Genomic DNA, 14,768 nt, shown 5'->3' with positions numbered 1-14,768 from the left:
TCCCAGGAGGAAAATTCCGGTGAGCATCACCAAGCAGGTCACGGCCCTGGCCGTCGGGCTCGGGCTCGTCACGCTGTCCGCGTGCGGGTCCGAGGACGGCGGCAGCGGTTCGGCGGCCGGCTCCAAGACCGTCACCCTCGTCAGCCATGACTCGTGGGCCGTCTCGAAGAGCGTCCTCGCCGCCTTCGAGAAGCAGTCCGGGTACACCGTCAGGGTTCTCAAGGACGGCGATGCCGGGCAGGCCGTCAACAAGGCGATCCTGACCAAGGACAACCCGCAGGGTGATGTCTTCTTCGGCGTCGACAACACCCTGCTCTCCCGCGCGCTCGACAACGGGCTGTTCCAGCCGTACGAGGTGAAGGGCGCCGACGCGATCCTGCCCGCCTACCGCACCGACGAGGCCAGGCACCGGGTCACGCCGATCGACACCGGCGACATCTGTGTCAACTACGACAAGGCCTGGTTCAACGAGCACAGGCTGACCCCGCCCGAGTCCTTCGACGATCTGATCAAGCCCGCCTACAAGGATCTCCTCGTCACGGAGAACGCCTCCACCTCCTCGCCCGGACTCGGGTTTCTGCTCGGCAGCGCCGCCAAGTACGGCGACGACGGCTGGGCCGACTACTGGACCAGGCTCAAGGCCAACGGCGTGAAGGTCGTCGACGGCTGGGAGCAGGCGTACAACGAGGAGTTCTCCGGGTCGGCCGGCGGCAAGAAGGCCAAGGCCGACCGGCCGCTCGTGGTCTCGTACGCCTCCTCGCCGCCCGCCGAGGTGATCTTCGCCGACCCGAAGCCGGCCACCGCTCCGACCGGCGTCGCGACCGGCACCTGCTTCCGGCAGATCGAGTACGCGGGGCTGCTCGACAACGCCGCGAACAGCGAGGGCGGCAAGGCGCTGCTCGACTTTCTCGTCGGCAAGACCTTCCAGGAGGACATGCCGCTCAACATGTTCGTGTATCCCGTGCGGGAGGGCGCCCAGGTGCCCGCCGAGTTCACCGAGTTCGGGCCGCAGGCCGAGGACCCCGAGACCATGGACCCCGCGAAGATCGCCGAACACCGTGACCAGTGGGTCAAGTCGTGGACCTCGCTCGTACTGAAGTAGTCGAAGCAGCAGGAACGACCCGTGCGGCCGCTCGTGGGAAGGGTGCCGCCCTGCGCGGGGCCCTGCTCGCGCTGCCCGTCGTCTTCTTCGCGCTCTTCTTCGCCTATCCCGTCGCCGCGATCGTCGCGCGCGGTCTGCACGTCGACGGGGTCTGGCGGCTGGGACAGGTGGGGGACGTGCTGGGGGACTCCGGCATCCGGCACGTCCTCTGGTTCACCACCTGGCAGGCGCTCGCCTCCACCGCGCTCACGCTACTGGTCGCGCTCCCCGGCGCGTATGTGTTCGCGCGCTTCGATTTCAGGGGCAAGCAGATTCTGCGGGCCGTGGTGACCGTCCCGTTCGTGCTGCCGACCGTCGTCGTCGGTACGGCGTTCCTGGCGCTGGTCGGGCGCGGCGGGCTGCTCGACGAGGTGTGGGGCGTACGGCTGGACACGACCGTGTGGGCGATCCTGCTCGCGCACGTCTTCTTCAACTACGCCGTCGTCGTACGGACGGTCGGCGGGCTCTGGGCGCAGCTCGACCCGCGGCAGGAGGAGGCCGCACGGGTGCTCGGCGCCTCGCGGTTCGCGGCCTGGCGGCAGGTCACGCTGCCCGCCCTCGCGCCCGCCGTCGCCGCCGCCGCGCTCATGGTCTTCCTCTTCACCTTCACCTCCTTCGGAGTGGTGCAGATCCTCGGCGGACCGACCTTCGCCACCCTCGAAGTGGAGATCTACCGGCAGACCTCGGAGATCTTCGACCTCGGTACGGCTGCCGTGCTGACCATCGTCCAGTTCGTGGCGGTGGGCGCGGTCCTCGCCGTGCACGCCCGGACGGTACGGCGTCGGGAGAGCGCGCTGCGGCTCGTGGCGCCGGAGACAACGGCACGCCGGCCGCGCGGCCGGGGCCAGTGGGCGCTGCTCGGCGGGGTGCTGGTGAGCATCGCCGTGCTGCTGGTGCTGCCGCTCGCCGTGCTCGTACAGCGGTCGTTCGCCACGCCCGGCGGTGCCGGCCTCGGCTACTACAAGGCGCTCACCCGCGACGACTCCGGCATCTTCCTGGTCGCGCCGATCGCCGCCATCGGGAACTCGCTCCAGTACGCCGTCGCCGCCACCGGCATCGCCGTCGTCGTGGGCTCCCTGGCCGCCGTGGCGCTCACCCGGCGCGATGCCGGGCGGATCGTGCGGGGGTTCGACGCGCTGCTGATGCTGCCGCTCGGGGTGTCGGCGGTGACCGTGGGGTTCGGGTTCCTCATCGCGCTCGACGAGCCGCCGCTGGATCTGCGGAGCAGCTGGATCCTCGTACCGCTCGCGCAGGCGCTGGTCGGGGTGCCGTTCGTCGTGCGGACCATGCTGCCGGTGCTGCGGGCCGTGGACGCGCGGTTGCGGGAGGCGGCGGCCGTGCTCGGGGCCTCGCCCTGGCGGGTCTGGCGCGAGGTCGATCTGCCGATCGTACGGCGGGCGTTGCTGGTCGCGGCCGGGTTCGCGTTCGCCGTGTCGCTCGGCGAGTTCGGGGCGACCGTGTTCATCGCCCGGCCCGACAACCCGACCCTGCCGGTCGCCGTGGCCCGGCTGCTGGGCCGCCCCGGCGATCTCAACTACGGCCAGGCGATGGCCCTTTCGACGATCTTGATGGTGGTGTGCGCGGTGGCCCTGCTCGTGCTGGAGCGGTTGCGGACCGACCGGACCGGGGAGTTCTGACCATGCTCAGTCTCGAAGGAGCGACCGTACGGTTCGGAGCGCGGCCCGTCCTCGACGGCGTCGGCCTCGATGTCGCCGAGCACGAGATCGTCTGCGTGCTCGGACCCAGCGGCAGCGGAAAGTCGACGCTGCTGCGGGCGGTCGCCGGACTCCAGCCCCTCGACGCGGGGCGGGTGTTGCTCGACGGCCGGGACCTCGCCGGGGTGCCCGCGCACAAGCGCGAGGTGGGCCTGATGTTCCAGGACCACCAGCTGTTCCCACAGCGGGACGTCGGCGGCAACGTCGCCTTCGGGCTGCGCATGCACCACGTACCCAGGGATCAACAGGACGTGCGTGTACGGGAGTTGCTGGACATGGTCGGGCTGCCGGGCGCCGCCGGACGTGCTGTCGCCGCGCTCTCCGGCGGGGAACAGCAGCGTGTCGCCCTCGCCCGCGCCCTCGCGCCCCGCCCCCGGCTGCTGATGCTCGACGAACCGCTCGGCCAGCTGGACCGCTCGCTGCGCGAGCGGCTCGTCGTCGAACTCCGGGAACTCTTCGGCAGGTTGGGCACCACGGTGCTCGCCGTCACCCACGACCAGGGCGAGGCCTTCGCCCTCGCCGACCGGGTGATCGTGATGCGCGACGGCCGCATCGCCCAGTCCGGTACGCCACTTGACGTCTGGCAGCGGCCCGTCGACGAGTTCGTGGCGCGCTTCCTCGGCTTCGACAACGTCGTCGGCGCGACGGTGAGCGGGCAGGTCGCGGACACCTCCTGGGGCAAGGTTCCGGTCCCCGAGGGCACCGGACATGGGGAGCGCACGCTGCTCGTACGCCCCGCCGGTGTGCGTCTGGTGCCCGCCGCCGACGGCCTGCGCTGCACCGTGGCCGCGCGCACCTTCCGGGGTACGCATGTCGCCGTACAGCTCCAGCCCGAGGACGCCCCGCGACTGGAGGCCGCGTGCGCGCTGCGCGACGCGCCGGAGCCGGGGGACGAGGTCGGGGTGGCCTTCGACGCGTCGGAAATTGTGGTGCTCGGGTGAGGCGACGCCCATAGTGTTCGGGGCATGACGACGCTCGCGCATGACCGCTATTGTGATGAAATCGCCCACCAGGTCGGGCAGCTGAGGGCACTGGTGACCTCCGGCGTCGATCTGTCCGCGACCGTACCGACCTGCCCGGACTGGTCCCTGGAACACCTTGTGCGGCACACCGGGGGCGCCCTGCGCTGGGTTGAACTGCTGGTGCGCACGCGGGCCGAGGCGGATGTCGAGGAGGATCAAGTACCGCTGGGTGATGGACCGGAGCCGACGGGAGACCCGGCCGCGCTGGACGCCTGGCTCGCCGAGACCGGTGAGCTGCTGGTCACCACCCTGCGCGAGGCCGGGCCCGACACCAAGGTGTGGTCGTGGGCCGACATCCACGACTCGGGATTCTGGGCGCGCCGGATGGTCCACGAGATCACCGTGCACCGCGCGGACGCGACGCTCACCGCCGGGCTGCCGTACGAGGTCGCGCCGGACATCGCCGCCGACGCGATAGACGAGTGGCTGCAGATCGTCGAGTTCGCGCAGACCGACCCGGACGACGCGGCGGCGAACGAACTGCGCGGGCCGGGCCGCAGCATCCATCTCCACGCCACGGACACCGCCCCCGAGTTGAACGCCGAGTGGCTCGTCGAGCTCACCGAGGAAGGCGTGTCCTGGCGTCGCGGCCATGAGAAGGCGACGGTCGCCCTGCGCGGCCCCCTCACCGACGTCATGCTCGCCTTCTACCGCCGACTGCCGCTGGACAGCCCGCGGCTGGAGATCCTCGGGGACCGTGAGCTGCTGGAGTTCTGGCTGGCGAGGGCCACCTTCGGGTAGCCGGAGACAGCGGAGTGGCCCGCCCCCGGAATTCACCGATTCGGGGACGGGCCACCACGTACAGCCGGGTACTGCGGATACGGCGAGCGGAACGTCAGTCGCTGCTGGACGCCCCACGACGGCGCAGACCGAAGAAGACGGCGCCGCCGCCGACGACGACCAGGGCAGCCGCGATACCGGCGATCACACCGGTGGTCGAGCTGGCGCCGGTCTCGGCGAGGTTGGAGCTGCCGCCCGCGGGCGTCGGAACGCTGTTCGCGGGGGCACCCGGGGTGCTCTCGGAGGCCGACGGAGTCGGGGTGGTGGACTCCTCGGGCTCCGAGGCCGACGGAGTCGGGGTGGCGGACTCCTCCGGCTGCGAAGCCGACGGGGTCGGGGTCGGTGTCGGGGTCGGGGTCGGCTCCGTCGTGCAGGCCTCGCCCGGGGTGGTCAGATCCGGCTTGATGTCCTCGTCGACCTGCTTGCCGGCCTTGACGTGAACGCGGTACGTCGCGTTCGGCGCCCAGTCCTCCGAGAAGTCGATGGTGACACCCTCACGGCTGCCCACGACGTCCTGGGTGCCGATGAGCTTGTCGCCGAGGAAGACGGTGACCGTGGCGGGGGTGCCCGACGGGTCCTTGTCGGTGACGCTGATGACACCCTTTTCACCGTCGCACTTGGCGACGGCGGAGAACTCACTGATGTTGCAGGCGAACGCGTTGCCCGCGACGCCCAGTGCGAGCGCGGCCGAGGCGGAGGCAACACCGAGAATGCGCACAGAACGGGCGGTACGGAGAGATATGGACACGGTTGCCCTTCACGGGATGCACAACTGAGGGGGGTGGCGGGGGTGAAGAGACCTCATCACCTCATCACTCCCTGGAGTCTCACAGGTCTATAAGCGCGGCGTAAGAACTGTCAATCTGTATGCACGCTCCAGGCATTTGTTTTGCCTACCCGTTAACCGGCGAGGCGTTTCAAAGCCTCCGGAGCGTCCTCGATCCGGTCCACCAAGGCGATTCGGTCCTCCATCGCCCGCCCCCGCGCCAGGGATTGGAGCAGCGGCCAGGCGGGAAGCCGCTCGGTCCAGTGGGCGCGGTCCACAAGGACCATGGGCGTCGGCTCGCCGCGCGACTCGTAGTAGTTCGGCGTCGCGTTGTCGAAGACCTCCTGTACGGTCCCGGCGGCGCCCGGCAGGAAGACGATCCCCGCGTTCGATCGGGCCAGCAGCCCGTCCTCGCGGGTGGCGTTGGCGAAGTACTTGGCGATGTGCGAGGCGAAGGCGTTCGGCGGTTCGTGCCCGTAGAACCAGGTCGGGATGCCCACCGAGCCCGCCCCCTCGGGCCAGCGCGCGCGGACCTCGAAGGCGGCGCGCGCCCAGTCGGTGATCGAGGGCGTGAACGAGGGTGCCCCGGCGAGGAGTTCGCACGCCTTGTCGAGCATGGCGTCCTCGAAGGGGGCCGCGTACGCGCCGAGGTTCGCCGCCTCCATCGCGCCCGGGCCGCCGCCCGTGGCCACCGTGAACCCGGCGCGGGTCAGCTCGCGCCCCAGGCGCGCGGCACCGGCGTACGCCTGCGTACCGCGTGCCATCGCGTGACCCCCCATCACCCCCACGACCTGTGTCGCGCGCAGGAGTTCGTCGAGGGCGTCGGAGACGGCGTCGTCGTGGACGGAGCGCAGCATCGAGGCGAAGATGTCGCCGTCGGCCTTCGTGCGCTGGAACCAGGCGTACCCGAGGGCGTCGGGTGTGTGCTCGTAGCCCTTGTCGAGCCCGGCGAACAACTCGTCCGGTGAGTAGAGATGGCCGCGGTAGGGGTCGAAGGGCAGGTCCGGGAGGGGCGGGAAGACCAGGGCGCCGTCCGCGCGGACCTTCGCCGTCGCGTCCGGACGCATCGGGCAGCCGAGGAAGACGGCGCCCGCGGTGTCGCTGGTCAGCAACTCCTTCGTACGGTCCGTCAGATCGACGGCCTGGACACGGAATCCGGCGAGGGTGCCACGGGCCGAGACGGTCGCGTCGAACTCCTGGAGCGTCTCGATCTCACGGTCGCCGTGGTGGGCCGCATGGGCGGGGCTCGTCTGCACCCGCCCATGTAAGCACGGGCAGGCCCTAGCTCTGGACGGCCGCCGGGTCCATCCACATGACCTCCCAGGTGTGGCCGTCGAGGTCGTCGAACGCGCGTCCGTACATCTGGCCGTAGTCCTGCGCCTCGCGCGGCTCGGTGCCGCCGGCCGCGATCGCTCCGTCGACCAGTTCGTCGACCTTCGCGCGGCTCTCGGCGCTCAGACAGATGAGGACCTCGCTGGTCCTCGTCGAGTCCGCGATCTCCTTCTTCGTGAAGTCGGAGTAGCGCGGCTTGCTCAGCAGCATCGCGACGATGGTGTCGCTGATCACGACACAGGCGCAGTCGTCGGTCGTGAACTGCGGGTTGATCGTGTATCCGAGCTCGGTGAAGAACTTCTTCGAGGCGGCGACATCGCTGACGGCCAGGTTCACGAAGATCATCTGCTGGTACTCGCTCATGAGGGTCTCTCCCGTCGGTGTGGTGCTGTTCGGTGGGGTAGACCCGGGGGTCGTGCGGAACTCATCGGTGGCTGCGGGATTTTTTCGTACGGGTTTCCGTACGGGTCTCCCCGCGGGTTCTGTTCGGGGTTCAGGCGGTCAGTGGCAGCGCCGCCAACTCCGCGATCAGGAAGGTCAGCGGAGCGAACAGGGCGAGGAGGGCCGCGGCGCGCAGGCCGGCGGCGGTGCGCAGCGTCGTGGCCGGTGCGCCGAGCCGGACCAGGGCCGCGGTGGTGTCGGCGCGGGCGCGCCGCGCCTCGGCGGCGGCCGTGAGGAGCGTGGCGACCGCGCAGCCCGCCACGACCAGGGCACCCAGGGTGGTGAGGGGGCCGAGGGACGGGTCGTCGGCTGCGTCGTCGTACAGCACGATCATGGCGTACGCCCCCGATGCCACCGCGCAGACGACGCCCAGGGGGCGGCCGATGCGGGTCGCCTCCTCCATGAGGACGCGGCCGGCGAGGAGACGCAGGGCGCCGGGGCGGACGGCCTGGAGCAGACGCCCGCAGAGGTGGGCGAGGCCCGGGCCGGCCAGAGCGAGGCCCACGGCGGTGAGGGTCCAGCCGACGAGCACGGCGGCGGGGCTGTCGGTGGCTCCGCCGGGCATGGCGAGGCGGGTGTGGGGGGCGCGGGCGGCGTATGCCTCTACGGCGAGGCCGGCCGCCAGTACGGCGATGCCCCAGGGGAGGTCTCGGGGGGTGGGGTGAGGAGTGGGGAGGGCGTGGGGGTCGGGGTCGGGGTCCTGAGCGGGGACGTCAGGGGCACCCGGGGTCGATGCCGACGGGTCGGTCGCGCTGCCCGGCGCTGACGGGGTGCCGTCCCCCTGTGGGACGGGTGCCGCCCCAGCGGCACGACTGCCCGCGGTTCGGCGGGGGCGGACATCTCGTGGTCGCAGCACCAGCGCGACCGCGACCGACGCCGCCACCGGTACCAGGGTCAGCAGGGTCAGGGCGGCAGGGAGGGGGAGGGGGTGGTCCGAGGCCAGGAAGTCCGACGCGTCGCCGTCGAACGGCATGCCCGTCAGGTCGCCCCGCAGGTGGAGGAAGAACAGCAGGGCCAGCATCGAACCCAGGGTGCAGGACAGAGCTGTTGTGGTGGCCGAGACGGCCATCAGGCGGGCCGGGCCCAGGCCGATCGCCGACAGGCCGGGGCGCGGTCTCGTGCCGGGGTCGGTGCGGGCCACCGTCACCGCGAAGTGGACCGTGGCCGCCAGTGGGGCCACGCACCAGGCCAGGCGCAGGGCCGAGCCGCCGGGGGTGTCCTGGTGGGCGAGGGCGTGGCCGAGGGTGCCCAGCAGGAGGAAACCCGTGGCCGCCGACGCCGTCGCGACCAGCAGCCGGCGGAGCTGGACGCCCGGGTGCGAGCCGCGGGCTAGACGGAGAGCGAGCACGCGGCCCGGCCTTCCGCGTCGGTACCGGCCCCGGGGCCGGTCTCCGTGCCGTTCTTGGCGACCGGGGGCAGGTGAACGGTGTTCACGCGTCGTCCGTCGAGCAGCGAGACCGTGCGGTCCGCCAGCGCCGCCGTGTCCGCGTCGTGCGTCGCGAGGACCACGGTGATGCCGTGCGAGCGGGCCGCTGTCGTCAGCGTCCGCAGTACCTGGGCCCGGTCCGCCCGGTAGAGGGGCGCCGTCGGTTCGTCCGCGAAGAGGACCGTGGGGGCCGGGGCCAGTGCCCGGGCGATCGACACGCGCTGGCGTTCGGACTGACGCAGCTCGTACGGGCGTTTGCGGGCCAGCTCACCGATGTCCAGACGCTCCAGCCACTCCAGGGCCGCCGTCTTGGCGCGCCGACGGCTGGTGCCGCGCAGCATGAGGGGCAGGGCCGCGTTCTCCCAGACGTTCAGTTCCGGTACGAGGACCGGGGCCGGGTCGATCCAGCCGAACCGGTCGCGGCGCAGCCGTTCACGGGCGAGCGGGCCCATCGTGTGCACGGGCACGCTGTTGAACCAGACCTCGCCCCGCGCCGGTCGCACCAGGCCGGAGAGGCAGCGCAGCAGGGTCGTCTTGCCGCTGCCGCGCGGGCCGCCGACGGCGAGGATCTCGCCCTCCCGGACACCGAGCGAGACGCCGCTCAGCGCGGGCGAGCCGTCGTTGTGCTGGAAGTGCAGGGCGCGTGCCCAGAGCACGTCGTTGTCCGGCGGGGCCACCATCGCGTACACCTCGGTTCAGATCAGAAATGCCGTGCGGATCGCGGGTGGAATCCGCGAAATCCCCCGTGCGGGGGAACGAAGGCAGGGCCGATCGGTTACAGGCACGCTAGGTATTCGGCGGCGCGAGGCCGGACAGCACACGGCCCGGGTACACCCGTTCTCACTCGTACGGGTGTACCCGGGACGTACAGGCGGAGGTGGAGCCGCGCCCCAGAGGGGCGCGGGGCTGCGTCGATATGCGGCTTCGCCGCGCGGGCGCGACCAGCCACGACGGACCCGCGGATGACGCGCCGGGCCGTCGGCGGAGCGCTACAGCTTGGTCCACGCCTCCGTCAGCGTCGCGCGCAGGATCTGCTCGATCTCGTCGAACGTCTCCTGGTTCGAGATCAGCGGCGGGGCGAGCTGGACGACCGGGTCGCCGCGGTCGTCGGCCCGGCAGTACAGGCCGTTCTCGAAGAGGGCCTTGGAGAGGAAGCCGTAGAGGATGCGTTCCGTCTCCTCCGCGTCGAAGGACTCCTTGGTCGCCTTGTCCTTGACCAGCTCGATGCCGTAGAAGAAGCCGTTGCCACGGACGTCACCGACGATCGGCAGGTCGTGCAGCTTCTCCAGCGTCGAGCGGAACGCCCCCTCGTTGTCCAGCACATGCTGGTTGAGGCCCTCGCGCTCGAACAGGTCGAGGTTGGCCAGGCCGACCGCCGCGGACACCGGGTGGCCGCCGAAGGTGTAGCCGTGCAGGAAGGTGTTGTCGCCCTTGTAGAACGGCTCGGCCAGCCGGTCCGAGATGACGCAGGCGCCGATCGGGGAGTAGCCCGAGGTCATGCCCTTGGCGCAGGTGATCATGTCCGGTACGTAGTCGAACTTGTCGCAGGCGAACATCGTGCCGAGGCGGCCGAAGGCGCAGATGACCTCGTCCGAGACGAGCAGGACGTCGTGGCGGTCGCAGATCTCGCGGACCCGCTGGAAGTAGCCCGGCGGGGGCGGGAAACAGCCGCCCGCGTTCTGGACCGGCTCCAGGAAGACGGCGGCGACGGTGTCCGCGCCCTCGAAGAGGATCTCCTGCTCGATCTGGTCGGCGGCCCAGCGGCCGTAGGCCTCCGGGTCGTCGCCGTGGATCGGGGCGCGGTAGATGTTGGTGTTCGGGACCTTGTGGGCGCCGGGGACCAGCGGCTCGAAGGGGGCCTTCAGCGCCGGCAGACCGGTGATGGACAGGGCGCCCTGCGGAGTGCCGTGGTAGGCGACCGCGCGTGAGATGACCTTGTACTTGGTGGGCTTGCCGACCAGCTTGAAGTACTGCTTGGCGAGCTTCCAGGCGGTCTCGACGGCCTCGCCGCCACCGGTGGTGAAGAAGACCTTGTTGAGGTCGCCCGGCGCGTAGTCGGCCAAACGTTCCGCCAGCTCCACCGCCTTCGGATGGGCGTACGACCAGACCGGGAAGAACGCCAGCTCCTGCGCCTGCTTGAAGGCCGCCTCGGCCAGCTCCACGCGGCCGTGGCCGGCCTGGACCACGAACAGACCCGCGAGACCGTCGAGGTAGCGCTTGCCCTTGTCGTCGAAGATGTGGGTGCCCTCGCCCCGGACGATCGTCGGGACGGGGGCGTTCTCGTACGAGGACATGCGGGTGAAGTGCATCCACAGGTGGTCGTACGCGGTACGGCTGAGGTCCTTGGGGCTGGAGCCGGAACTGGGGCTGTCGGTGGTCGTCACGGTTATCGGGTTCCCCACATGTAGGTCTGCTTCTTGAGCTTGAGGTAGACGAAGCTTTCGGTGGAGCGCACGCCCGGCAGGGCCCGTATGCGTTTGTTGATGACGTCCAGCAGGTGGTCGTCGTCCTCGCAGACGATCTCGGCGAGGATGTCGAAGGAGCCCGCGGTCATCACCACGTACTCGACCTCCGGCATGGCGCTCAGCGCGTCGGCCACGGGGTCGAGGTCGCCGTCGACGTTGACGCCGACCATCGCCTGCCTGCGGAAACCCACGGTGAGCGGGTCCGTGACGGCGACGATCTGCATCACGCCCTGGTCGAGCAGCTTCTGGACGCGCTGGCGCACGGCAGCCTCGGAGAGGCCCACCGCCTTGCCGATCGCCGCGTACGGTCTGCGGCCGTCCTCCTGGAGCTGTTCGATGATGGCGAGGGAGACGGCGTCCAGCTGGGGAGTGCCGTTCCTGGACTCGCGGGCTCGGGGCTCGCGAGGCATGGACTCGCGGGAGTCCCTGTGCTCTGCGCTTCGACTGGCCACGCGCTCACTGTGCACGAGGAGTCGACGGTTTCGCAAGGCTCGATCGATGAAATTCGTTGTTCATGGATGCTTGTCTTGCGGATTTCGCAGCTTGAAGGGGATCGGGGGTGTTGAAAACGTCGGGCTGCGGAATAGGGTGGGTGTCTCAGTCAATGGACACCCGAGTCGATCGACACCTGACTCGACCGACATCCGAATCTGGAGGGCCGGCAGTGAGCACCGAGCTGCGTCGTCTGCGCAACTACATCGATGGTGAGTTCCGGGACGCCGCCGACGGGCGGACCACCGAGGTGGTCAACCCCGTGACGGGCGAGGCGTACGCGACCGCGCCGCTGTCCGGGCAGCCGGACGTCGACGCCGCCATGGCGGCTGCCGCCGCCGCGTTCCCCGCCTGGCGCGACCAGACGCCGGCCGAGCGGCAGAAGGCCCTGCTGAAGATCGCGGACGCGTTCGAGGAGCGCGCCGAGGAGCTCATCGCGGCCGAGGTGGAGAACACCGGCAAGCCGATCGGGCTCACCCGGTCCGAGGAGATCCCGCCGATGGTGGACCAGATCCGCTTCTTCGCGGGCGCGGCCCGGATGCTGGAGGGGCGCAGCGCCGGCGAGTACATGGACGGGATGACGTCGATCGTCCGGCGCGAGCCGGTCGGTGTCTGCGCGCAGGTCGCGCCCTGGAACTACCCGATGATGATGGCCGTGTGGAAGTTCGCCCCGGCGATCGCGGCCGGCAACACCGTGGTGCTCAAGCCGTCGGACACGACGCCCGCGTCCACGGTTCTCATGGCGGAGATCATCGGTTCGATCCTGCCCACGGGCGTCTTCAACGTCATCACCGGGGACCGCGACACCGGCCGGCTGATGGTCGAGCACCCGACCCCGGCGATGGCGTCGATCACCGGTTCGGTGCGCGCGGGTATGCAGGTCGCCGAGTCGGCGTCGAAGGACCTGAAGCGTGTGCACCTGGAGCTGGGTGGCAAGGCGCCGGTCGTGGTCTTCGAGGACACCGACATCGCCAAGGCCGTCGAGGACATCTCGGTCGCGGGCTTCTTCAACGCGGGCCAGGACTGTACGGCGGCCACGCGCGTCCTGGTCCAGGAGTCCATCCACGACGAGTTCGTCGCGGCGCTCGCCAAGGCCGCCGCCGAGACGAAGACCGGGCAGCCGGACGACGAGGACGTGCTGTACGGGCCGCTCAACAACCCGAACCAGCTCAAGCAGGTCTCCGGCTTCGTCGAGCGGCTGCCCGCCCACGCCAAGGTGGAGGCGGGCGGTCACCGGGTCGGCGAGAAGGGCTACTTCTACGCCGCGACGGTCGTGTCCGGCCTCAAGCAGGACGACGAGATCATCCAGAACGAGGTCTTCGGCCCGGTCATCACCGTCCAGTCCTTCTCGGACGAGACGCAGGCCGTGGAGTGGGCCAACGGCGTGGACTACGCCCTCGCGTCGTCCGTGTGGACGAAGGACCACTCACGCGCGATGCGGATGTCGAAGGTCCTGGACTTCGGCTGTGTGTGGATCAACACCCACATCCCGCTGGTCGCGGAGATGCCCCACGGCGGCTTCAAGAAGTCCGGCTACGGCAAGGACCTCTCGGGGTACGGGTTCGACGACTACACGCGGATCAAGCACGTGATGACGTCGCTCGGCGGCTGACGGTCAGCGGTGCCACGCGCGCGGCCCCGGGCGGGAGTTCTTTGTCCGGGGCCGCACGGCTGCGGTGGTTCGGCCGGCTCGACCACCGACCCGTGTCGTGCCGGTGCCGTACCGCTCCAGCACCGCTCCGCACGGTGTCGACTGCCCGGTCGCACGGGCGGCGGGCATGCCGTACGGATGCCGGTGTCACGCGTGTTCGCGGCCCTCGAACGTCGGTCCGCGCTGTGTGCGTCGGGCGCGGTGGGTGGGGTGCGGGGCTCGCCGGGTGCGGACTGCCCGCCGCTGTCGCTCTCAGGCACGGTGATTCCCGGACCAGTGGTCCGGCTGCGAGGCGCTGGCGAGATCCGCGCCGGTGTCGGCGTTGCGCCGGGAGTGCCTGACGCCGTGCCAGTCCAGGCACATGATGGTGGCGTCGTCCCGGAGGTGACCGTTGTTGGCGGCGACGACCTTCGCGATCACCGTGCGGGCGGCCTCCCGCGGATGCAGGTCGGCGGTGCGCACGATCAGGTTTTCCAGGTCCATGGCGGCGGCGCCGTGTTCGAGCATGCCGTCGGTGAGCAGGAACAGCCGGTCGCCGGCCCGCAGATCCAGCCGCTGGACGCGGTAGGTGTGCGGAAAGCGGAAGCCGAACGGCATGTCCACCTCGACGCTGAGCTGCTCCACCTTCCCGCCGCGCAGGCGCAGCGGCCAGGGGTGGCCCGCGTTGACGAACTCGGTGGCGCCGTCGCGCAGGTCGATGCGCAGAAGCTGGCCGGTGACATATCCCTGCCCACCGTGCTCAAGCATCGTCCGGTGCGCGCCAAGGGCCTGTTCGGCCAGATCGGCGCCGGCTCGTCTGGACCCGCGCAGGGCTCCCACGGCGAGGGTGGCGAGCAGTGACGCGGCGACGTCGTGGCCCATGGCGTCGGTGACGGACAGCTGTACGGTGTCGCGGTCGATCGTGTAGTCGAAGGTGTCGCCTCCCACGTGATCGGCCGGCTCCAGCGCTCCGGCGACGGTGAACTGCGCGGCTTCGCAGGCGAGGGACGAGGGAAGCAGCCGGTGCTGGATCTCCGCGGCCAGGCTCAGCGGCCTGGTGCGCCGCCCCCACTGGTACACGTCGGTGTACGAGCGGTTCGCGATGACGATGTACGCCAGCGCGTGCGCGGTGTCGCCGATCTCCCGCATCGCCGTCCCGTCGGGCGCCGAGGGCAGGAAGAGTTCCAGCAGACCGATGGCGTCCCCCCGGTTGGTGACCGGAGCGACGACCCGGACCGTGCTGGTTCCGTGGACGGTCTCCGTGGCCGGGTGCTGGGTCCGGATCACCTCGTCGTACAAGGTGCCCGGCAGTTTGATGCGTCGGACCGGTTCGTCGGTCTTCACGTCCCCGGCGGCGCCGAGGCGCACCACTGACGTTCCGGTGAAGTCCGTGATGAGGAAGGTGACCCTGCTCGCGCCGAGGCTCTGCCCGAGCATGTGGGCGACGACGTCGAGCGATTCCACCGGCGGCGCGGTCTCCGCCGCGGCCAAGGCCCCTGCCAGCCCCATCGTCCGCGGGCGGTCCTCGGTGCCCGAAGCATGCCGAGGGTCGCTCATC

At 70.6% G+C, this 14,768-nt stretch carries 13 protein-coding genes; 5 read left to right on the top strand and 8 right to left on the bottom strand.

The features are described from left to right. Positions 1-19 precede the first annotated feature (19 nt). Genes IEY89_RS25855 through IEY89_RS25840 form a run of 4 tightly spaced genes read left to right on the top strand, consistent with a single transcriptional unit; the run spans position 20 to position 4,619 of the window. Entirely contained in the window at positions 20-1,102 is a 1,083-nt protein-coding gene (locus IEY89_RS25855; RefSeq protein ID WP_189149897.1) for a thiamine ABC transporter substrate-binding protein, read from the top strand. After that, positions 1,078-2,778: an ABC transporter permease gene (locus IEY89_RS25850; protein WP_189149896.1), complete on the top strand. Its 1,701-nt coding sequence runs from the start codon at positions 1,078-1,080 to the stop codon at positions 2,776-2,778. The genes IEY89_RS25855 and IEY89_RS25850 overlap by 25 nt, the downstream gene beginning before the upstream one ends. A 2-nt stretch (positions 2,779-2,780) precedes the next feature. After that, positions 2,781-3,797 (top strand): ABC transporter ATP-binding protein, encoded by a 1,017-nt coding sequence (locus IEY89_RS25845; RefSeq protein WP_189149895.1) that lies wholly within the window; start codon positions 2,781-2,783, stop codon positions 3,795-3,797. A gap of 24 nt (positions 3,798-3,821) precedes the next feature. Then, positions 3,822-4,619, top strand: coding sequence for a maleylpyruvate isomerase family mycothiol-dependent enzyme (locus IEY89_RS25840; RefSeq protein WP_189149894.1), 798 nt, complete (start codon positions 3,822-3,824; stop codon positions 4,617-4,619). A gap of 94 nt (positions 4,620-4,713) precedes the next feature. On the opposite strand, the gene IEY89_RS25835 is transcribed toward IEY89_RS25840, so the two are convergent. From IEY89_RS25835 to IEY89_RS25805, 7 genes are all read right to left on the bottom strand, one after another. Then, positions 4,714-5,406, bottom strand: coding sequence for an LAETG motif-containing sortase-dependent surface protein (locus IEY89_RS25835; RefSeq protein WP_189149893.1), 693 nt, complete (start codon positions 5,404-5,406; stop codon positions 4,714-4,716). A gap of 152 nt (positions 5,407-5,558) precedes the next feature. Continuing rightward, the gene (locus IEY89_RS25830) at positions 5,559-6,680 is read right to left on the bottom strand and encodes an LOG family protein (RefSeq protein WP_189149892.1); all 1,122 of its coding nucleotides are present in this window, start codon (positions 6,678-6,680) and stop codon (positions 5,559-5,561) included. A gap of 25 nt (positions 6,681-6,705) precedes the next feature. After that, the gene (locus tag IEY89_RS25825; RefSeq protein WP_189149891.1) at positions 6,706-7,119 is read right to left on the bottom strand and encodes a VOC family protein; all 414 of its coding nucleotides are present in this window, start codon (positions 7,117-7,119) and stop codon (positions 6,706-6,708) included. Positions 7,120-7,249: 130 nt separating this feature from the next. Then, the gene (locus IEY89_RS25820; RefSeq protein ID WP_189149890.1) at positions 7,250-8,545 is read right to left on the bottom strand and encodes a hypothetical protein; all 1,296 of its coding nucleotides are present in this window, start codon (positions 8,543-8,545) and stop codon (positions 7,250-7,252) included. Further along, complete coding sequence (locus IEY89_RS25815; protein WP_189149889.1) at positions 8,527-9,303, bottom strand: ABC transporter ATP-binding protein; 777 nt, start codon at positions 9,301-9,303, stop codon at positions 8,527-8,529. Before IEY89_RS25815 ends, IEY89_RS25820 begins: the two co-directional genes overlap by 19 nt. Before the next feature lie 309 nt (positions 9,304-9,612). Continuing rightward, positions 9,613-11,025 carry an aspartate aminotransferase family protein gene (locus IEY89_RS25810; protein ID WP_373287295.1) on the bottom strand — a complete coding sequence of 471 codons (1,413 nt, stop codon included), beginning with the start codon at positions 11,023-11,025 and terminating at the stop codon, positions 9,613-9,615. Next, positions 11,010-11,555, bottom strand: coding sequence for an Lrp/AsnC family transcriptional regulator (locus IEY89_RS25805; protein WP_189149887.1), 546 nt, complete (start codon positions 11,553-11,555; stop codon positions 11,010-11,012). The genes IEY89_RS25810 and IEY89_RS25805 overlap by 16 nt, the downstream gene beginning before the upstream one ends. Positions 11,556-11,752: 197 nt before the next feature. On the opposite strand from IEY89_RS25805, the gene IEY89_RS25800 reads away from it, so the two are divergent. Further along, entirely contained in the window at positions 11,753-13,192 is a 1,440-nt protein-coding gene (locus tag IEY89_RS25800) for a gamma-aminobutyraldehyde dehydrogenase (protein ID WP_189149886.1), read from the top strand. Between the two features lie 291 nt (positions 13,193-13,483). Here IEY89_RS25800 and IEY89_RS25795 read toward each other — a convergent pair whose 3' ends face one another. Next, complete coding sequence (locus IEY89_RS25795) at positions 13,484-14,719, bottom strand: PP2C family protein-serine/threonine phosphatase (RefSeq protein ID WP_189149963.1); 1,236 nt, start codon at positions 14,717-14,719, stop codon at positions 13,484-13,486. Positions 14,720-14,768 lie beyond the last annotated feature (49 nt).

This window comes from Streptomyces lacrimifluminis, from assembly GCF_014646095.1.
Taxonomy (GTDB): Bacteria; Actinomycetota; Actinomycetes; order Streptomycetales; family Streptomycetaceae; genus Streptomyces; species Streptomyces lacrimifluminis.
Note: the sequence above shows the minus strand (reverse complement) of the source record. Positions and strands in the feature narration are given on the sequence as shown.